This window comes from Citricoccus sp. SGAir0253, assembly GCF_005877055.1.
Classification (GTDB): Bacteria; Actinomycetota; Actinomycetes; order Actinomycetales; family Micrococcaceae; genus Citricoccus.
In genome coordinates this window covers 235,806-254,649 of the sequence record NZ_CP039424.1, presented here as the reverse complement: position 1 = coordinate 254,649, position 18,844 = coordinate 235,806, and the positions used below count along the sequence as shown (strand labels likewise).

General features: G+C 73.8%; 16 protein-coding genes and 1 pseudogene. 2 read left to right on the top strand and 15 right to left on the bottom strand.

What is annotated here, in order from left to right; all coding sequences use genetic code 11:
• Positions 1 to 56: 56 nt before the first annotated feature.
• The 13 genes and pseudogenes from E7744_RS01195 to E7744_RS01135 all read right to left on the bottom strand — a co-directional run bounded on the left by E7744_RS01195 (position 57) and on the right by E7744_RS01135 (position 14,355).
• Complete coding sequence (locus tag E7744_RS01195) at positions 57 to 1,328, bottom strand: pyridoxal phosphate-dependent aminotransferase (RefSeq protein WP_137772537.1); 1,272 nt, start codon at positions 1,326 to 1,328, stop codon at positions 57 to 59.
• Between the two features lie 257 nt (positions 1,329 to 1,585).
• The gene (locus E7744_RS15695; RefSeq protein WP_168202340.1) at positions 1,586 to 4,060 is read right to left on the bottom strand and encodes an amidohydrolase family protein; all 2,475 of its coding nucleotides are present in this window, start codon (positions 4,058 to 4,060) and stop codon (positions 1,586 to 1,588) included.
• 207 nt (positions 4,061 to 4,267) lie between these two features.
• On the bottom strand, positions 4,268 to 4,951 hold the full coding sequence (locus E7744_RS01185) for an NUDIX domain-containing protein (protein WP_137772534.1): 684 nt from the start codon (positions 4,949 to 4,951) through the stop codon (positions 4,268 to 4,270).
• 22 nt (positions 4,952 to 4,973) lie between these two features.
• Complete coding sequence (locus E7744_RS01180; protein ID WP_137772533.1) at positions 4,974 to 5,906, bottom strand: sugar phosphate isomerase/epimerase; 933 nt, start codon at positions 5,904 to 5,906, stop codon at positions 4,974 to 4,976.
• Position 5,907: 1 nt separating this feature from the next.
• Positions 5,908 to 6,687, bottom strand: a complete 780-nt coding sequence (locus E7744_RS01175) for an SDR family NAD(P)-dependent oxidoreductase (protein ID WP_137772532.1) — start codon at positions 6,685 to 6,687, stop codon at positions 5,908 to 5,910.
• A gap of 57 nt (positions 6,688 to 6,744) precedes the next feature.
• A complete protein-coding gene (locus tag E7744_RS15690; RefSeq protein WP_168202339.1) occupies positions 6,745 to 6,972 on the bottom strand; it encodes an SDR family oxidoreductase in 228 nt (75 codons plus the stop codon).
• On the bottom strand, positions 6,969 to 7,586 hold the full coding sequence (locus tag E7744_RS01165; RefSeq protein ID WP_138424629.1) for an SDR family NAD(P)-dependent oxidoreductase: 618 nt from the start codon (positions 7,584 to 7,586) through the stop codon (positions 6,969 to 6,971). Before E7744_RS01165 ends, E7744_RS15690 begins: the two co-directional genes overlap by 4 nt.
• An 81-nt stretch (positions 7,587 to 7,667) precedes the next feature.
• The gene (locus E7744_RS01160; protein ID WP_137772530.1) at positions 7,668 to 8,663 is read right to left on the bottom strand and encodes a sugar ABC transporter substrate-binding protein; all 996 of its coding nucleotides are present in this window, start codon (positions 8,661 to 8,663) and stop codon (positions 7,668 to 7,670) included.
• 161 nt (positions 8,664 to 8,824) lie between these two features.
• Entirely contained in the window at positions 8,825 to 9,808 is a 984-nt protein-coding gene (locus tag E7744_RS01155; protein WP_137772529.1) for an ABC transporter permease, read from the bottom strand.
• A gap of 1 nt (position 9,809) precedes the next feature.
• Positions 9,810 to 11,357, bottom strand: coding sequence for a sugar ABC transporter ATP-binding protein (locus tag E7744_RS01150; RefSeq protein WP_137772528.1), 1,548 nt, complete (start codon positions 11,355 to 11,357; stop codon positions 9,810 to 9,812).
• Positions 11,358 to 11,499: 142 nt separating this feature from the next.
• Positions 11,500 to 12,501 (bottom strand): annotated as a pseudogene (locus E7744_RS16550) (zinc-binding dehydrogenase); the annotation flags it as partial.
• Complete coding sequence (locus tag E7744_RS01140; protein WP_137772527.1) at positions 12,498 to 13,490, bottom strand: transketolase family protein; 993 nt, start codon at positions 13,488 to 13,490, stop codon at positions 12,498 to 12,500. The gene E7744_RS01140 and the pseudogene E7744_RS16550, both read right to left, overlap by 4 nt.
• Position 13,491: 1 nt before the next feature.
• On the bottom strand, positions 13,492 to 14,355 hold the full coding sequence (locus E7744_RS01135) for a transketolase (RefSeq protein ID WP_137772526.1): 864 nt from the start codon (positions 14,353 to 14,355) through the stop codon (positions 13,492 to 13,494).
• Between the two features lie 372 nt (positions 14,356 to 14,727).
• Here E7744_RS01135 and E7744_RS01130 point away from each other — a divergent pair, with 372 nt between their 5' ends.
• A complete protein-coding gene (locus E7744_RS01130) occupies positions 14,728 to 16,254 on the top strand; it encodes an aldehyde dehydrogenase family protein (protein WP_137772525.1) in 1,527 nt (508 codons plus the stop codon).
• Between the two features lie 142 nt (positions 16,255 to 16,396).
• Here the strand turns inward: E7744_RS01130 and E7744_RS16545 are convergent, their stop codons facing one another.
• Together E7744_RS16545 and E7744_RS01125 are read right to left on the bottom strand one after the other, a co-directional pair.
• Positions 16,397 to 16,624, bottom strand: coding sequence for an aldo/keto reductase (locus tag E7744_RS16545; protein ID WP_371415364.1), 228 nt, complete (start codon positions 16,622 to 16,624; stop codon positions 16,397 to 16,399).
• A 23-nt stretch (positions 16,625 to 16,647) separates the two neighbouring features.
• Positions 16,648 to 17,241: an aldo/keto reductase gene (locus E7744_RS01125; RefSeq protein ID WP_371415363.1), complete on the bottom strand. Its 594-nt coding sequence runs from the start codon at positions 17,239 to 17,241 to the stop codon at positions 16,648 to 16,650.
• A 286-nt stretch (positions 17,242 to 17,527) separates the two neighbouring features.
• Here E7744_RS01125 and E7744_RS01120 point away from each other — a divergent pair, with 286 nt between their 5' ends.
• Positions 17,528 to 18,754: an MFS transporter gene (locus E7744_RS01120; RefSeq protein ID WP_246858495.1), complete on the top strand. Its 1,227-nt coding sequence runs from the start codon at positions 17,528 to 17,530 to the stop codon at positions 18,752 to 18,754.
• The last annotated feature ends 90 nt before the right edge of the window (positions 18,755 to 18,844 follow it).

The following is an 18,844-nucleotide window of genomic DNA, read 5'->3' as shown; positions in this document are numbered from 1 at the left end:
CGGAGCCTACGGGCGCTGGCTGGGAGGGCCCTGCGAGGCCGCGCCCCGGCCGGGACTCAGCCCCGCTGGAAGGCGACGATGCGCTCGATCGCCTCGCGGACGGCGTCGTACCCGGCGGCGAAGGACAGCCGGATGTACCGGTCGCCGTGCGCCGTGTCGAAATCGGTGCCGGGGGTGAGGGCCACGTGGGCCTGCTCGAGCAGGGCCTCGCAGTACGCCGTCGAGGTGCCGTACCTCGCCAGCATCCGCTCCCCCGGCGTGGCGTAGAAGTAGAACGCGCCGTCCGCGGGGGCGGCGTCCGTCCAGCCCAGCCGCTCCTGGTTCTCCAGCAGCAGGGCGCGGGCGCGGGCGAAGCCGGCCACCTGCTCGTCGCACGCGGCGTAGGACTCGTCCGCGAACGCCTCCACCGCCGCGTACTGCGCCGCGGCCGGCGGGCACAGGGACACCGAGCCGGACAGCCCGCCGATCGCCGGCGCCAGGTCCTCGGGCATGAGCATCCAGCCGATGCGCCAGCCGGGCATGCCCCAGTACTTGGAGAACGAGCTGATGACCATGGCCTCGGTGGAGTACTCCCACGCGCACACGCCGCGCTCGTCGCCGGGCTCGTCCTCCTCGCCCTGCTCGACCGGCGCGGAGGCCGTGTCCGCGTAGGTGATGCCGTGGTAGATCTCGTCCGAGACCAGCCGCACCTCGTGCTCGTGGCACCACTCGGCGAGTGCCCGGACCTCGGCGCGCGTGGCCATGGTGCCGGTCGGGTTGTTCGGCGAGGCCAGGACCAGCCCGGCCAGGGGCCCGTGGGCGGCCTCCGCCTCCTCGAGCAGCGCGGGGGTGGGCTGGTAGCGCACGGCGGGGCCGGCGTCGATCTCCACCACGTGGCAGCCGAGCGCGGTGAGGATGTTGCGGTAGGCGGCGTAGCCGGGGCGGGCCATCGCCACCCGGTCCCCCGCGTTGAACGCGGCGAGGAAGCCGGCCATGAACGCGCCCGAGGACCCCGTGGTCACCGCGACCCGCGCCGGGTCCACGTCCAGGCCGTACCAGCGCCGGTAGTGCCCGGCGATCGCCTCCCGCAGCTCCGCGATGCCCAGGCTCGGGGTGTAGTTCAGCGCCCGCCCCGAGGCGTGGATCTCCGCCGCGCGCGCGTTGACGAGGGCCGGCGCGCCCCCGCCGGGCTCCCCGGCGCACAGGCTCACGACGTCGTGCCCGGCGGCGCGCAGCTCGCTCACCCGGCCGAGGATCGTCATCACCTCGAAGTCCGGCACCTGCGAGCGCGACGACGGCCCCAGCGGCCGGCGGGCGGGGGCGGTGCGGGATGCGACGTTCTCGGGCATGGATGGAGCCTAACGAACTGATCCACGGGTGCGCTGAGCGCCAGGACCAGTCACCTCCCCCTCCCGGGTCGCATTCCGTGGGTGCCGGACCCCGGCATCCACGGAATGCGACCCGGGAACGAGCGGGCGCGCCCCGCCGACCCCGGCACCCCCCGTGACGATCGCGCTCCACGTCGAGACACGCCGCGGGGGCCGACGCCCGTCGTGCACGTGACTCCCGCCGCGCCGGAACACTCAGCCTTCCCCGCCCCGGCGCCCTAGCCGGGGACGCCGGGCACGCCGCGGACGTGGACCGCCCGCGGCGATCCGAGCGGGGTGACGTCCCGGGCGAGGTCGCCGTCGACGAGCAGGAGGTCGGCGGCGAGGCCCGCCGCCAGCCGCCCGGTCTCGCCGCCGAGCCCGCACGCCCGGGCCGCGGCCGACGTCGCCGCCGCCAGCGCCTCGTCCACGGGGAAGCCGGCCTCGACCATCTCCCCCACGGTGCGCCACACGTTGCCGTGCCGCTTCGGGGGCGCGATGCCGGAGTCCACCCCGCTGACCACGGTCACCCCGTGCCGGCGGAGGCGGCCGAGCAGGGCCACGCGCTCGGCGTAGAACTCCTCGTAGGAGGTGAGGCCGAGGCGGGTCAGCAGCGCCGCGAGCGGCGGGGGCGGCTGCCCGATGAGGGCCTGGAGCGCCCGGTCGTTGCCCATCGTCAGGTCCACGGCGGTCCCCCGGCGCGCGGCCTCGTCCAGCAGGGCGTCGTCGAGCCGCACGCCCTCGGGCGAGAGGCCGGTGAAGTGCTCGATGCCGTCCACGCCGGCCTCCAGCGCGTACCGGATGCCGAGCAGCGAGTGGGCGTGGGCCACGACGGGCAGTCCGCGCTCGTGCGCCCGCTCGACGACCGCGACCAGGTCGGCCGGCGTGAACTGCGCCCCCAGCATGTCCGTCCCGGGGGTCGCGAACCCGCCCGAGGCCATGACCTTGACGAGGTCCACCCCGCGATCGGCGTGCCCGTCCACCGCCACGCGCAGGTCCCCCTCCACGGCGCCGCCGAGGTAGTGGCAGTGGCCGCCCGGCACCGTGAGCGGAGGCCCCGCCGCCACTACGCGGGGCAGACCCGGGTGGTCCCGGTGCCCCAGCGTGCGGAAGTCCCGGTCCCCGAGGTCGCGCACGGTCGTCACCCCGGCCCGGACCTGCGCGCGGAGGGAGTCGAGGATGACGGCGTCGAGCTCCTCGCCGGTCATCGCCCCGGCCCGCTCCAGCCCGCCGACGGTGCCGTCCGCGACCAGGTGGGCATGGCAGTCGACCAGCCCGGGCAGCAGGGTGCCGGGGTGCTCGAGGACCTCGACGCCGGCGGGCGGCTGGGTGCGCGGGCCGTCGACGGCGGCGATCCGGCCGGCGTCCACCACCACGGTGGCCCCGCCGGGGAGGAACCGCGTGCCGTCGAAGGCATGCCGGGCGCGGATCGCGTACACGGGAACAGGATGGGGCGGCGGTGGTCCCGCCACAAGGTGCGGACCCCCTCCCCCGTCACGATCCCGTTCCCCGTCGGGACACGCCGCGGCAGGCGACGTCCGTCGTGCACGTGACTCCCGTGCCGGCGGCAGGGGGCGTCCTTCCCGGCGCCTCTCCCTACGCCTCGGCGATGCGCAGCACGGGCTTGATGGTCTCCCCGAGTGCGAGTCGGCGAAGGCCTGGTCCACCTGGTCGAAGCCGTAGTACCGCACGAGCTCGTCGAAGGGGAACCGGCCCTGCTGGTACAGCCGGATCAGCGCGGGGATGAGGTCCTGCGAGGTGCCCGAGCCGCCGAGGGTGCCCACCACGCGCTTGCCCCACAGGGTGCGCATGTGGTCCAGGCTGAACCGCGCCGCGGCGGGGGCGCCGCCGATCAGGATGAGCGTGCCGAGCATGCCCACCGCCTCGGCGGCCTCCTCGATCACGGGGACCACGCCCGTGCAGTCGATCGCGTAGTCGGCCGGGCCGCCGCAGACCTCCCGGATGCGCTCGAGGGCGTCCTCCCGGGAGGAGTTGATGACGTGGGTGGCGCCGAAGCGCGTGGCGAGCTCCAGGCGGTTGTCGTGCAGGTCGATCGCGATGATCGTGGTGGCGGGGGTGTTGCGGGCGGCCATGACGGCGGCCAGGCCGACCGCGCCCGCCCCGTAGACCACCAGCGACTCGCCGGGCTCCGGCCGGGCCGTGTTCAGCACCGCGCCGGCGCCGGTGGTGATGCCGCAGGCCAGCACGCCGACGAGCTCGAGCGGCACGTCCGGGTCCACCGGGACGAGGGCGTTGGCGTTGGCCAGGGAGTGGGTGGCGAAGGAGGATTGGCCGAAGAAGTGGCCCGAGAGCGTGGAGCCGTCGGCCCGGGTGTAGGCCGAGGTCCCGGCGGCCGGGCCGATGAACCGCCGCCCGCTCGCCACGGCCGGGCCGAGCAGCTCGCAGTACCGGTGCTCGCCGCGGCGGCAGTTGCGGCACTGCCCGCAGTAGGGCCAGCCCATGATGACGTGGTCGCCCACCGCGACGTTCGTGACGCCGTCGCCGACGGCCTCCACCACGCCCGAGCCCTCGTGGCCGAGCACGCCCGGCAGCGGCAGCGGCATGTCCCCGGCCTGCGTGATGGCGTCCGTGTGGCACACGCCGGAGGCGACCACCCGCACGAGCGCCTCGCCGGGGCCGGGCTGTTCCAGTTCGAGCTCCTCGGGGACGAACGGGGCGTCCTTCTGCTCGACGACGAGGGCCTGGATCTTCATGGGGATCTCCTTCACGGGATGGGAGCCGCGGCTCGGGGACGGGAGGGGGGAGGGTCACGTACACGGCCGACGTCGGGACTCGCCGCGCCGAGCACCCTCCGTCGTGTACGTGACCCCGGGGGCGGGGGACGGGTGGACGGCGGCGGACGGCGGGACGGGACGGGACGGGGCAGCCGGGGCGGCCGGGGTCCGGCCACCGTAGGCCGCTCAGGCCATGATGAGCACGGGCTGGTAGCCGTCCGGCCGGCGTCGGTAGACCCGGGCGGGCCGGCCGAGGCCGGAGCCGGGCGGCATGGCCCGCACGTCGAGGGCCTCGAGCTGGGGCTCCATCGCGCGGCGGAAGGTGTCCTTCTGGTGCGGGGCCCCGGCGACGGCGTCGTGCACCTGGCGCAGCTGCGTCATGGTGAACTCGTCGTCCAGCAGGCACCACGGGTCCGGGGCCTGCTCGTACTCCCAGCGGACCATCCGCACGGCCCAGGCGATGATCTCGTCGTGGCTGAACGGCAGCCCGTGCACCTCGTCCACCGGCCGCAGCTGGCCGTGCCCGTGCTCGAGGGCGAGATCCAGCGCGGACAGCGGCACCACGTCCAGGTGGGTGACGGTGAGGACCCAGCCGCGCTCGTCCCGCTCGGGGTCGTCGAAGACGTGCAGCTGGCGCGGGGACCGGCCCCGGACGTGCATGCGGGTCTCGAGGCACCGCAGCACGGCGTCGCCCAGGCGCTCGCGCTCGCGGAGCATGGTCCCGGGCAGCATCCACTCCCCCGCGTGGGAGCCCTGGTCGCGGCGGCGCAGCACCACGTGGAGCCGGCCCTCGGCCACGGTCAGCAGCACCACGTCGGCCGCCACCGAGGGGCGGGGGTAGGCCAGGAGGTCATCACGCTCGGGGGACATGTCCCCCAATCTAGCCAGCGCCTCAGCCGCCGCGGGGTCCGGGAGGGGCGGGGTCGGCGGCGAAGAGAACAGCGGCATCATGGACGAACTCCTCCCCGGTCGCGAACGTGGTGGCCCAGATCCGCAGCGCGTCCGCCACGGGCTCCTGCATCAGGGGCCGGCTGAAGCCCTCCACCCCGTAGCGGCCGGTGTAGCCCAGCGCCCGCACCTCGGCCAGCACGCGGGGCAGGTCCAGGCTGCCGGTGGAGAGCAGCCCGCGCGAGGACTGCCCGAACTCCAGGTAGCCCAGGTACGGCAGCGCGTGCGCGACCGCCCCCACGAGGTCCGCCTCCTCGACGGCCATGTGGAAGGTGTCCAGGTGGATCCGCAGGTTCCGCGAGCCCGAGAGCTCCACGAACCGCACGGCCTCCGCGGCGGTGTTCACCACCGAGGTCTCGTAGCGGTTGACCACCTCGAAGGTCATCATGATGCCCGCCGCGGCGGCCTCGTCCGCCACGTCCCCCACGAGCTGGGCCGTGTTGGCCAGCGTGCGCTCGTCCGGACGGGCGGACACGTCCCCGTGGACCCCGTAGGGCACCCCGTTGAGCTGGTCCGCGCCCAGCCGCCCGGCCAGGTCCACGAACCGGCGCAGCCGGTCGTGCCCCCGACGGCGGACGTGCGGCTCGGGCGAGGCGACGTTCGCCTCCGGGGACTGGACGGCCATGGCGATGGGGGCCAGCCCGGCGTCGCCGATGCGCCGGGCCAGGTCCGCGACGCCGCGGCTGGACGGGTCCAGCGGTCCCAGCACCACGCGCCGGTAGCCGGCGTCCCGCAGCACCGGCAGGCACCGGGCGAAGTCCTCGCCGAACGGGTCCGTGGTGAACGCCGCGCCCTGGCAGGCCAGGTCCACCGCGAGCGCGGGACGGCCGGGCGCCGCCACGGACGCCGTGGCCGGGGCCGTCGTCGTCGCGCGCACCTCAGAACTCCGGAAGGTCGAAGCGGTGCTTGAACACGGAGTAGCCGTCGTCCACGTGCACCACGGTGCCGTTCATGGCGTTGGAGTCCTCCGAGAACAGGAAGGCCACCACGTTGGCGATCTCCACCGGCTCCGTCATGGTGTTGCGCAGCTGCTCCGAGGCGAACAGGTCCCGCAGGTCCTGGGGGAACTGCTGGATGATCGCCGTGTTGGCCCGCCCGGGGGTGATGGCCAGCACGCGGGTGCCGTGCTCGGCCAGCTCGTAGGCGGCCGAGCGGGTGAAGGAGATGACGGCGGCCTTGGCGGCGCTGTAGCTGAAGGCCAGCTCGGCGGCCTGCTCTCCGTAGATGGAGGACGTGTTGACGATGACCCCGCCGCCGCCCTGGGCCACGAACTGGCGGGCCGCGGCGAGGATGCCGTGGTAGACCCCGTCCTGGTCGATCCGGATCATCGGGTGGTAGTCCCGCTCCGGTTCGTGGTCCAGCAGGGGCCGCCCGCCGGCGATGCCGGCGTTGTTGAAGATCCCGTCCAGCCGGCCGAACTCCTCCACCGCGGACCGCACGGCCTGCTCGACGGCGGCGAAGTCGGACACGTCCACGGCCACGGCCCGGGCGTGGCCGCCGGCGGCGGTGACCTCGTCCGCCACCCGCTGGGCGCCGTCGAGGTCGAGGTCGGCGACGACGACCTTGGCGCCCTTCTCGGCGCAGCGGCGCACGGTGGCCCGCCCGATGCCGCTCGCGCCGCCGGTGATGAGCAGGACCTTGTCGGCCAGGGTGGTCATGGTTCTCCTTGGGGGGTGAGGGGGGGAGCTGAGGGAGGTGAGGGGAAGGTGGGCAGGTCAGAACATGGTGTGGGACAGGGCCAGCGCCCCGCCGTCCACGGCGAGCACGGCGCCGGTGACGAAGGAGTTGCCGGGGGCCACGAGGAAGAGCATGGGCGCCCGGATCTCGGCCATGGTGCCCATCCGGCCCAGCGGGATGGTCTCCTCCCACATCCGCTCCCCGGCCTCGTCCAGCTCGGCGTCCCCGCCGATCCGGGTGCCCTTGAACGGGCCGGGGGCGATCACGTTGACGCGGATGCCGCGGGGGCCAGCTCGAGCGCGAGCTGGCGGGTGAGGTTGACGATGCCGGCCTTCGTGGCGCCGTAGGCGTAGGACACCATGGGGTCCGTCCGCAGCCCGGCGGTGGAGGAGGTCACCAGGATCCGGCCGTGGTCCGGCAGCACGCGGGCGGCCGCGCGGACGGTCTCGAACGTGCCGTTGAGGTTGGTGGCCACCACCCGGGACCACTCCTCGTCCGTGTAGCGGCCGATGGCCCCGTCCTCGGTGCGGTAGCTGCCGCCGCCGGCGATCCCGGCGTTGGCCACCACCACGGTGGGCCGGCCCACCTCGGCCGTGATCCGCTCGAGGACATCCCCGGCCGTGCCCGGCACGGACAGGTCCGCGGCGTAGGCGTGGGCGGTGCCGCCGGCGGCCGTGATCGCGTCCCGGACCTCGTCCAGGCGGGCGCGGTCGCGGCCGAGCACCACCACGGTGGCGCCGGCGTCCGCGTAGACCTCGGCGGCGGCCTGGCCGATCCCGCTGGAGGCGCCGGTGACCACGACGATGTCCTCCCGCATCGAGAACAGCTCGAGGATCCGGTCGGTGCCCGTGCGGCGGTCGGTCTGGTCGGTGGTGGTCATGCTGTCCCTCTCTGGTGGGTGGGTGGTGCCGGTGGCGTGGCCGGCGGGGCCCGCGCGGAGGCGCCGGCCCCGCCCCGGGGCTCACATGGACGGGGTGAAGTCCGCGGCGTTGGAGCGGTCGATCAGCTCGCCCTCGACCGTCACGAAGTTGTCCTCCGGCAGGGTGCCGTCGGCGCGGTACTCCTCGATGTCCTCGACCACCACGTCCACCACGGAGAACCAGTCCTGGTGGACGGAGGCGTAGAACGGCCCGCCCTTCTTGATCTCCTCGACGGCCACGCCGAGGGCGTCCACGCCGGTGACGTAGGTGTCCTCCTTGCCGGCCTCGGTGATGGCCTGCGCGGCGCCCAGGGCGGCGTGGTCCCAGCCGACCCAGACCCCGTCCAGCCCGTCCGGATTGGCCTGCAGGTAGTCGGTGACGAACTTCAGCGCCTCCTCCTGGGAGGTGCCGGGGTTCAGGACCTGCTTCATGTCGCCGCCGGTGATGTTGGCCCCGGCCTCCTGGAGCTTGTCCATGGCCAGGTTGCTGCGGGTCATGATGCCGATGTGCGGGTCGTGGCCGATGACCATCACGTCCTTGCCCTCGAGCCCGCCCATGGCCTCCTCCAGGGCCCCGACGGTGAGGTCGGCGAGCTGCTCCTGGTCGAAGGTCACGTCCTCCACGAAGGCGTCGTTGGGCTCCACGCCGCCGTCGATCGAGAAGATCGGGATGTCCGCGCCCTCGGCGGCGGTGACGAGGGGGGCGATCTGCCGCGGGTCGGGGAAGCCGGCCAGGATGACGTCCGTGCCCTGGGTGATGGCGGACTGCATGTCCGAGTTGATCTTGTCGTAGTCGAAGTCGCTCGTGTACAGGGTCACGTCCCAGCCCTTGGCCTTGCCCTCCTCCACGAACTTGTCCAGGGTCAGCTTGCCGCCCGGGGTGCCGTAGCCGGCGGTGAAGGCGGCGACCTTGAAGGTGCCGTCGTCGCCGGCCGCCCCGCCGCTGCCGGTGCCGCCGCCCGCGTCCCCGCCGCAGGCGGAGAGGGTCAGCAGTCCGGCCACGGCGAGACCGGTGGTGAGGGTGAGTCGAGTACGCATGGTGTTCTCCCTGGGGGTGGTGCCGCCAGCGGCGGCAGCGGAGGTTGGGGTAGGGGCTGTGGGGCGTGCGGGGGCGGGGACCGCGGGGGTGCGGACCCCCGGGCCCGACGGCGGCGGGCCCGGTCGGCGGGCCGGCTGGCCCGCCGGTCGGCCTGGGCGGCCTAGGCCTGCCGTGACTTCACGGAGGACAGCAGCACCGCGGCGACGATGATGACGCCGGTGAGCACCTGCTGCACGTAGGTGTTGACGCCCACGATGTTCAGGCCGTTCTGCAGGACGCCGATGATGCCGACGCCCACGAGCGTCCCGCCGAGGTTGGCCTGGCCGGAGCCGGAGAGGGTCATGCCGAGGAACACGGCGGCCACGGCGAGCATCATGTAGTCGTTGGCGCTCGTGGCGCTCGCGCTGGAGAGCCGGCTGACGAGGACGATGCCGCCGAGGCCGGAGGTCACCCCGGCCAGGGCGAAGGCCCAGAAGACGTTGCGGCGCACGCTGACCCCGGAGAGCCGGGCGACCTCGGCGTTGCCGCCCACGGCGTACCAGCGCCGGCCGACCGTGGTGTAGCGCAGCACCACCCAGACCAGCGCGGCCACGATCACCGCGAAGACCACCGGCAGCGGCAGCCCCAGCGGCCGGGCCTGGCCGATCCAGAAGAAGGAGGCCGGCATGCCGTACAGCGTGGTGCCGTCCGTGACGATGAAGGCGAGACCGCCCACGGTGGTCAGCGTGGCCAGGGTGGCCACGATCGCCGAGATGTTCAGGTAGGCCACGAGGAAGCCGTTGACCATGCCGACCGCCAGGCCCACGCCCAGCCCGAGCAGGATGGCCACCGGCACGGGCAGCCCCGCGAGCATCAGCGCCGAGGCGCTGGCCCCGGACAGCGTGGCGGTGGTGCCCACGGACAGGTCGAAGTGGCCGGTGACCATGACCATGGTCTGGGCGGCGGCGATGATCGTCAGGATCGCCACCTGGGCCAGGATGTTCGTCAGGTTGCCCAGGGACAGGAAGCCCGCGGGGCTCAGCGCGCCGAAGACGGCGATGAGCGCCACGAGGGCGATCACCGTCCCGCCCTGCCAGACGAACTGGACCAGCGGCGGGCGGCGCTCGGGCAGGACGGCCGCGGGGGCGGTCTCGGTGGTGGCCATGTCAGGCCTTCCTTCCGTAGCAGTAGGTCAGGAGCAGTTCCTCGTCGGCGCCCTCCGCGGGCACCTCGCCGGAGACGCGGCCCTCGTGCAGGATGAGGATCCGGTCGGACAGCCCGATCAGCTCGGGCAGTTCCGAGCTGACCGCGATGATGGTGGTGCCCTGGGCGGCCAGGTGCCGGATGAGCCGGTAGATCTCGGCCTTGGTGCCCACGTCGATCCCGCGGGTCGGCTCGTCCAGCAGCAGGACCCGGGGCTTGCGGGCGAGCATCTTGGCCAGGACGACCTTCTGCTGGTTGCCGCCCGAGAGCAGGCCCACGTGCTGGCGGGGCCCGCGGGCCTTGATGCGCAGCTCCTCCATCCCGCGCCGGGCCAACTCGGCCACGCGGCGGGAGGACACCCAGCCGGCGGAGCTGACCTCGCCCAGGTTGGCCAGGGCGATGTTGTCTTGGATGGAGGCCGCCAGGGACACGCCCTGGCTCCGGCGCTCCTCGGGGACCAGGACCATGCCCGCCTCCAGGACGGCGCCGACGTCGGCCCGGCCCGGCAGCTGCCGGCCGGAGACCGTGACGGTGCCCCCGGTGGTCCTCTGGGCGCCCGCGAGCAGCCGCAGCAGCTCGCTGCGCCCGGAGCCGGCAAGGCCGCCGATGCCGAGGACCTCCCCGGCGTGCGCCGTGAGGGACACGTCCCGCACGCGCCGGCCGGTGAGCCCGGCCACCTCCACGACGGCCCGGTCCGTGGCCGTGCCCCGCGCCGGGAACAGCTCGCCCTGCGCGCGGCCGACCATGGTGGAGATGACCTCGTCGATCGTGATGTCCGCGACGTCCCGGGTGGTGATGGTCGAGCCGTTGCGCATGATCGTCACCCGGTCGCACAGCTCGAAGACCTCCTCGAGCCGGTGGGAGACGTAGACGATGCCCACGCCCTCGGCGCGCAGCCCGCGCAGCACCGCGAACAGGTCCGTGATCTCGGTGTCCGTCAGGGACGCCGTGGGCTCGTCGAGGATGAGCACCCGGGCGTCCGCCGCGAGCGCGCGGGCCACCGCCACCATGGTCTGCTGCACGGGCGAGAGCCGCCCGGCCAGCCGGCGCACCGGGATGCGCTGGTTGAGCCGGTCCAGCTGCCGCTGGGCCCGGCGCCGGACCTCGGACCACCGGACCACGCCGGCCGTGGTGGGGGTGGTCTCCCCCAGCAGGATGTTCTCGGCCACGCTGATGGTCGGCACGATCGAGAGCTCCTGGTACAGGGCCACGACCCCGGCCCGGTGCGCGTCCCGCACCCCGGAGAACTGGACGGGCTCCCCGGCCGAGGTGATCGTGCCGGCGTCGGGACGGTGCACGCCGGTGAGGACCTTGATGAGGGTCGACTTCCCGGCCCCGTTCTCCCCCAGCAGGGCGTGGATCTCCCCGGGGCGGACCTCCAGCCGGGCCTCCGTCAGCGCCGCGACGCCGTCGAAGTGCTTGGAGATGCCCTCGGCCCGCAGCGCGGGTCCCCCGGTGCGCTCGCCGGCGCCTGCCGCGCCGGTCGCCGCGGTGGTGGCGGCGGTGCTCATGGCCGGCGCCCCTCGTCGTCGAGCCGGTTGCAGCGGATGACCACCTTGGGGTGCTCGCCGCTGACGTGGGCGGCGAAGGCCTCGGGGCCTGCTCGAGGTCGAACACGGCCTGCAGGAACGGCTCCAGGTCCAGTTCCTCGAGCAGCCGCACGGCCCGGGGGAACGTGTACGGGGACAGGAACACCCCGGTCAGGGTCAGCTCGCGGCGGTAGAGGTGGTCCGAGAGGTTCAGCGGCAGCTCGTAGTCCTCGGGGTACATGGCCCCGTAGACCACGGTGCCGCCGGGGGCGGCGATGTCCAGCAGGCCCGCCACGGCGTGCCGGGAGCCGGAGGCGTCCACCACGACGTCGAAGCCCGCGCCCGCGGTGATCTCCCGGGTGCGCTCGGCGAGGGACTCGGTGGTCGGGTCCACCACGTGCCGGGCGCCGAAGCGCCCGGCCAGCTCGCGGCGCTCGGCGATGGGCTCGATCATGGTCAGCGCGGTGGCCCCGTGGCGGTGCATCAGCTGCAGGACCAGCTGCCCGATGGGCCCGCCGCCGCAGACGGCCACCCGGTCCCCGGGACGCACCCGGGTCTTGTCCGCGATGCGCACGGCCACCGAGGTGGGCTCCAGCAGGCAGCCCTCGAGCAGGGACACGCCCTCCGGCAGCCGGTACACCTGGGACTCGTGCCAGACCACGGAGCGGGCCATGCCCGGCCGGTTGTACTCGCCCAGGTGCTCGCAGAACTGCTGGCGGCCGTCCTGGCAGGGCGGGCAGGTGCCGCAGAACCGGACGAAGTTGCCGGAGACGCGGTCCCCCACGGCCAGGTCGGTGCGGCGCACGCCGGGGCCGAGCTCGGCCACGATGCCGGAGACCTCGTGGCCCAGGCCGATCGGCACGTCGGTGCCGAAGAACCCCTCGGCCAGGTGCGGGTCCGAGCCGCAGATCGCCGCATAGGCGACGGTGATGCGCACGTCCTCCGGGCCCAGTTCGTCCGCCGGGAGGGTGACGACGCCGATCTCCCCGCGCCGGCCGGCGTCGGGATCCCGCAGGCTGCCGATCCGCGTGACCGCGACGGTCTCCACGCCGGGCGCCGCCGGCGCCCCCGGCCCGGCGGCCGGCGCGGTGGCGGTGGCGGTGTCCGTCCCGGACGCCGCGCTCATGCCGAGGCCCCCTTCAGGCCGGCGACCTCGAGGGCCGCGTCCACGGTGGCCGCCAGGCCGTAGCCGTGCTTGTCCCGCAGCTCCGTGTCCTCGCCGAAGCCGGCGAACACCTGCGGGATGCCGAGCCGGCGGAAGCCCCCGAGCCGCACGCCGTGGTCCACGAGGACGTCCGAGACGCGGGAGGCGAGACCGCCGTAGGCCAAGTGGTCCTCGACCACCACGAACCGCCCCGTCTCCTCGGCGCAGCGCAGGATGAGCTCCTCGTCGATCGGCTTGAGGGTGAACATGTCGATCACCCGGGCGTCGAGGCCGTGGTCCGCGGCCAGCACCTCGGCGGCCTGCAGCGCCTGGGCGACCGTCTCGCCGTGGGCCAGCAGGGTCAGGTCCCCGCCCTCGCGGGCGGTGATGCCCCGGCCGATCCGCACCTCCACGCTGCCGGGCTCGTAGACTACCCGGTCCTTCTTGCCGACGGCCAGGCGGATGTAGAGCGGGCCGGTCATGTCCATGGACTGGCGCAGGACCTCCCCGACCATGAGCGGGTCGCCGATCGAGGTGACGGTCATGTTGACCAGGGAGGTCATCAGGCCCAGGTCCTCCACCGCGTAGTGCGTGGAGCCGCCGTTGCCGACCAGCCCGCCGTGGGTGCCGACGATCTTGACCGGCAGGTTCGGGTAGCAGATGTCCGAGCGGACCTGCTCGAGGGCGCGCATGCTCAGGAACGGCAGCATGCCCGAGACCACGGGGACGTTGCCCTCCGCGGCCAGCCCGGCGGCGATGCCCACGCACGCCTGCTCGGACAGGCCCACGTCCACGAAGCGGTCCGGGAAGGCGTCCCGGAACTCCACCAGGGTGGCGCCGATGTCCGGGGTGAGGACCCACAGGTCGTCCCGGTCCTCGCCGAGCTCCTTGAGGGTCTGCCCGATCACCGTGCGCGAGGACAGCAGGTCCCCGAAGGTGAAGGAGGTGATCTGGTCCGTGCTGGTCGCCATGTCAGGCCACCTTCCGTCCGTCGGCCAGCGAGGCCAGGGCCCGCTGGAGGTCCTTGTCGTTGAGCGAGCCGGCGTGCCACGCCAGGTTCCGCTCCATGAAGTCCACGCCCTTGCCCTTGACGGTGTCCGCGATGAGCACCGTGGGGGTGTCCGAGTCCGGGGCGGGCAGGCCGTCGACGGCCTCCACCAGCGCGCCCATGTCGTGCCCGTCCACCTCGACCACGTTCCAGCCGAAGGCCCGCCACTTGTCCGGGTACGGCTCGAGCTTCACCCGCTCCTCGGAGAAGCTCGTCATCAGCTGCCGGTTGCGGTCGATGACCGCCACGAGGTTGCCCAGGCCGTTGCTGTGGGCGGCCAGGGCGGCCTCCCACACGGAGCCCTCGCCGGTCTCGCCGTCCCCCATCAGCGTGAAGACGCGGTGCTGCATGCCCTGGCGCCGGCCGTGCAGCGCCATCCCCGTGGCCAGGGGCAGGCCGTGGCCGAGGGAGCCGGTGGAGACCTCCACGCCGGGCAGCTGGACCTTGCACGGGTGCATGCCGTAGGCGGAGTCCAGGCGCCCGTAGGTGCGGACGATCTCCTCGTAGTCGAAGAAGCCGCGGATGGCCATGGTGATGTACATGCAGACCGCGGCGTGGCCCTTGCTCAGGACGAACCGGTCCCGCTCGGGGTTGCGCAGGTCCTGCGGGTCCACGTGCATGCCGTACTGGAACAGCACGGTGAGGAGGTCCGCGGAGGAGAGGTCACCCCCGATGTGCACCGCTCCATCGTATTCACCGCACAGGAGAAGCAGTTTCTCCCGCAATTCATAGGCCTTTTCCTCGAGCTCGGAGACAGACGTCTCCGGCCGCGTGATGGTTGCTGCCATGTGATCCCCCAGGGATTCCTCGAGATCCCAGCCACTTTGCTGAGATGTGAGATATGTCACCGGAGAGCCTAGGGCGCGACCGGGACGACGGCAAGGGGAAATTGCATCATTTTTGCGCTAACTCGCCCGACCGGCTGTTGACCTGCGTTTTCGCGCAGAAATCCGCGGGGGCGTGGGGTGCGGGAGCGCCCCTCGGCGCCCAGTCCCTTGACGACCCCGGCCACCCTTGGTTCACTATCGAGAGAGTGATTCGCCTCACATGCGCGCCGGTCCGCCCGCTGACGCGCCGTCTCATGCAGGAATCCAGTTCTTCTCGAGCGTGAATCGCTTTCTCGACCTCTCCCCGCCTATTCACACCCCGAAAGAGGCATCATGACCGACACCAGCACGACCGCCCCCTCCGCCGCCCAGGGCGAGGGACCGGTCCGCACCCCGCTGTACTACGGCGGCCGGGAGCACTCCACGGAGCGGACGCTGACCATCACCAACCCCGCCAGGCCGTCCGAGGTGGTCGGCGAGGCCTCCGCCGCCACGCGCGAGCAGGCCCTCGAGGCCGTGGCCGCCGCCAGGGCCGCCTTCCCGGAGTGGGCGGCCCTGACCGGCGCCGAGCGCGCGGCGCGGCTGACCGAGGCCGCCGGCGCCATCATGGAGGACTCCGAGCGCGAGGCCGCCATCCTGTCCGCCGAGAACGGCAAGGTGATCGGCGAGTCCACGTTCGACCTCATCGGCCTGGTCCAGCGCACCGAGCTGGCCTGCGGGCTGGCGGAGGAGGTGGACGCCGTCGAGACCCTCCCCGGTCCGCCCACCGAGGTGGTCGTCTCCCACCAGCCGATGGGCGTGGTGACCATCATCGTCCCGTTCAACTGGCCCATCGCCATCCTCGGGGCCTCCCTGCCGTACGCGCTGGTCGCCGGGAACACCGTGGTGGTCAAGCCGCCGCCGTCCTGCCCGCTGGCCACCACCCGTGCCGTGCAGCGCCTGGCCGAGCGCCTGCCGGCCGGCGTGCTCAACGTGGTCACCGGCGAGGACGCCGAGATCGGCGAGGCCCTCGTGTCCAACCCGGACGTGGCCAAGGTCTGCTTCACCGGCTCCGTGCGCGGCGGCAAGCGCATCATGGCCATGGCCGCCGAGTCCCTCACCGCGGTCACCCTCGAGCTGGGCGGCAACGACGGGGTGCTCATCCTGCCGGACGCCGAGTTCGACCAGCAGGGCCTGGACCTGCTGTTCATGGGCATCTACGGCACCACCGGCCAGGTGTGCATGAACGCCAAGCGGATCTACGTGCACTCCTCCAAGAAGGACGAGCTCGTCGCCGAGCTGACCAAGCGCCTGGAGCAGGTCAAGCTGGGCCCGGCCACGGACCCGTCCACCACCATGGGCCCCTTCCACCAGAAGGCCCAGCTGCAGTTCGTGCAGGACCTGGTGCAGGAGGCCCGGGACGCCGGCGCCGAGGTCCGGGAGTTCGGCGAGCTGCCGGGCGGCGAGTGGTCCGAGGGGTACTTCATGCGCCCCTCGATCGTCCTGGACCCGGACCCCTCCCTGCGCGTGGTCACGGAGGAGCAGTTCGGGCCCACCATCCCGATCATCACCTTCGAGGACGTGGAGGAGGGCATCCGGATGGTCAACGACACCCAGTACGGGCTGTGCAACTCCGTGTGGACCTCGAACGAGGACACCGCCCGCGAGGTCGGCGCCCGACTGCAGGCCGGCTACGTCTTCCACAACACCCACGGCCCGGTGCTGCTGGACCAGCGCGCCCCGTTCGGCGGCGTGAAGCAGTCCGGCATCGGCCGCGAGATGGGCACGATCGGCCTGCGCGAGTTCCAGGAGCCGCACGCCCTGGGCATCCTCAAGGGCGGCCCCGCCCCCGCGGGCGAGGGCAGCGCCCCGGTGGGCTGAGTCGCCGCAGACCCCGATGCTTCCGGGTCGCATTCCCCGGATGCCGAGCGCCGGCATCCACGGAATGCGACCCGGGAGCGCACCGCCCCCGAGCCACCCCCAGTCACGCGCCCGCTCCGCGTCGGGACACGCCGCGCGGACCTCAGTCCACGCGCGAGGTGCCCAGGCGGGCCGTCATCCGCGGGTCGCGGTGGTCGAAGAAGGCCGAGGCCCCGGTGTCCAGGGCGGCGATGCGGTCCATCTCGTCCTCCGCGAGGGCGAAGCCGAAGACGTCGAGGTTCTGGACGATCCGCTCGGGCGTCACCGACTTGGGGATCGCCACCACCTCGCGCTGGACCAGCCAGCGCAGGACCACCTGCGCCACGGACACGCCGTGGGCCTCCGCGATGGCGCTCAGCTCGGGATGCGTGAACAGGCCGTTCCGGCCCTCGGCGAAGGGCCCCAGGACATGGTCTGCACCCCGCGCTCCCGCATGATCCGCTGGTCCTCGACGCGCTGGTGGAAGGGGTTCACCTCGACCTGGTTGACCGCCGGGGTGACCTCGTTGTGGAGGATGAGGTCCACGAGCCGGTCCGGGTGGAAGTTCGAGACGCCGATCGCGCGGGCGCGCCCCTGCCGGTGCAGCTCCTGCATGGCGCGCCACTCGCTGTAGTAGTCGCCGTAGGGCTGGTGGATCAGGTACAGGTCCACGTACTCGAGCCCGAGGCGCTGCAGCGACCGCTCGAAGGCATCCACGGTGTGCTGCTCCCCCGAGTCCTGGATCCACAGCTTGGTGGTGACGAACAGCTCCTCGCGGGAGATGCCGCTGGCGGCGATGGCCCGCCCCACCGCCTCCTCGTTGCCGTACGCCGCGGCCGTGTCCAGCAGGCGGTAGCCGGCCTCCAGGGCCGTGGAGACCGCCCGCTCCGTGTCCTCGGCGGGGATCTGGTAGACGCCGAAGCCGAGGATGGGCATCTGCGCTCCGGTGTTCAGGGTGACGGTCTGCATGGGGACTCCTGCCTGCGCGGGATGGGGAGCGGTGGGGAATGGGCGCGCGGCCCAGTCCAGCACGGCCCGGTCCCGCACCGACAGTGGCCGTCGACGCCCCCAGCGCCGCCCCTCATCACCCGTCACGTACACGACGAGCGTGGCGACACGCCGCGCGAGGCCACGTCGGTCGCGTACGTGACCCTGGGTGGGTGGGCCCACCGTGGGAGCCGGAGGCGCGGGTCCCGGGCGCCACGGGCCGGAGGCGCGGGGCCGCCGGGCGGGCGATCGCGTAGCTTGGGTGGTCGTGACTCCCCCGCCCGAGCCCCCTTCCCCGCGCCGTCCGGAGGGCCCCGCCGGCCCCGACGCCGGCCCCCTCGCCCCCGGCGCCCGCCCCGCCCGGCCGCCGGCCGGCGTCGCGCTGGCCTCCCTGACCTCCAGCGTGGACCGCTTCGCCGTCTCCCCGCTGTTGGTGGTGCTCGCGGCGGACCTCGGCGCGACGCTCGCCCAGGCGCTCGCCGTGGCGGGCGCGTACTTCCTGGCGTACGGGTTCACCCAGCCGCTGTGGGGCACGCTGTCCGACCGGTTCGGCCGGCTGCGGCTCATGCGCGTGGCGCTGCTCGGCGCGGTGCTCACCGGCGTCGCCTCGGCGCTGGCCCCGAGCCTCGCGGTGCTCGTCGTCGCCCGCGCGCTGACCGGTGCGTTCTTCGGCGGGATCATCCCCACGGCCATCACGTACATCGGGGACACCGTCCCGGGGCCGCACCGGCAGGCGGCCCTGGCGGACAACATGGCGGCGATCGCGGTCGGCACGGCGCTGGCCACCGCGGCCGCGGGTGCCGTGGGAGAGACCGCCGGCTGGCGGGTCATGTTCGCCATCCCGCCCGCCCTGGCGCTGCTGTGCCTGTGGTCCCTGCGCGGCCGCCCCGAGCCGGAGCGACCCGCGCCCACCCGGCTGTGGCGGGCGATCACCGCCGCCCTGTCCGACCGCTGGATGCTGCTCGTCATGGTGCTCGTCTTCGTGGAGGGCGCCGTGGTGCTCGGCATCCTCACCCTGCTCGCCCCCGCCCTGCAGGACCAGGGGCTGGACGCCACCACGGCCGGGCTCGCCGTGGCCACCTACGGCGTCGCCACGCTCGCCGCGAGCCGGCTCGTCCGCCCGCTGTCCCGGCGCCTGTCCCGGCCGGCGATCATGGCGCTCGGTGGGGCGGGGCTGGTGGCCGGGTACGCCGCCGTGGCGATCCACGTCTCGGTGGGCACCGTGGTGGCCGCCGCCCTGCTGCTCGGCTGGACGTGGGCGCTGCTGCACACCTCGCTGCAGACGTGGGCCACGGAGGTCCTGCCCGCCCTGCGCGGCACCGCCGTCGCCCTGTTCGCCGCCTCCCTGTTCGCCGGCAGCGCGGTCGGCACCGTGGCCGCCGGTCCCTTCGCCGACGCCGGCCGCTGGGCCGGGCTGTTCGGCGTCACCGCCGCGGTGGCCGCGGCCCTCGTGGTCGCCACCGTGGTGGGGCGGCGGGCACACCTGCGCGGCTGAGGGCGCCGGCGGCGGGCCGGGGGCGCCGCGCCTCCGCCGCGCCGCCGAGGTGGGGCGACACCATGCCTTCCGGCCGGACGGGCGCCGGGC

Bases quoted from the DNA above. Each gene is read 5' to 3' on its own strand.
- E7744_RS01175 (WP_137772532.1), bottom strand. From the start codon at position 6,687: ATGACCACCCTGGCCGACAAGGTCCTGCTCATCACCGGCGGCGCGAGC.
- E7744_RS01185 (WP_137772534.1), bottom strand. From the start codon at position 4,951: ATGTCCCCCGAGCGTGATGACCTCCTGGCCTACCCCCGCCCCTCGGTG.
- E7744_RS01160 (WP_137772530.1), bottom strand. From the start codon at position 8,663: ATGCGTACTCGACTCACCCTCACCACCGGTCTCGCCGTGGCCGGACTG.
- E7744_RS01155 (WP_137772529.1), bottom strand. From the start codon at position 9,808: ATGGCCACCACCGAGACCGCCCCCGCGGCCGTCCTGCCCGAGCGCCGC.
- E7744_RS01165 (WP_138424629.1), bottom strand. From the start codon at position 7,586: ATGACCACCACCGACCAGACCGACCGCCGCACGGGCACCGACCGGATC.
- E7744_RS01150 (WP_137772528.1), bottom strand. From the start codon at position 11,357: ATGAGCACCGCCGCCACCACCGCGGCGACCGGCGCGGCAGGCGCCGGC.
- E7744_RS01140 (WP_137772527.1), bottom strand. From the start codon at position 13,490: ATGGCGACCAGCACGGACCAGATCACCTCCTTCACCTTCGGGGACCTG.
- E7744_RS01125 (WP_371415363.1), bottom strand. From the start codon at position 17,241: ATGCAGACCGTCACCCTGAACACCGGAGCGCAGATGCCCATCCTCGGC.
- E7744_RS01195 (WP_137772537.1), bottom strand. From the start codon at position 1,328: ATGCCCGAGAACGTCGCATCCCGCACCGCCCCCGCCCGCCGGCCGCTG.
- E7744_RS01130 (WP_137772525.1), top strand. From the start codon at position 14,728: ATGACCGACACCAGCACGACCGCCCCCTCCGCCGCCCAGGGCGAGGGA.
- E7744_RS15695 (WP_168202340.1), bottom strand. From the start codon at position 4,060: ATGAAGATCCAGGCCCTCGTCGTCGAGCAGAAGGACGCCCCGTTCGTC.
- E7744_RS01135 (WP_137772526.1), bottom strand. From the start codon at position 14,355: ATGGCAGCAACCATCACGCGGCCGGAGACGTCTGTCTCCGAGCTCGAG.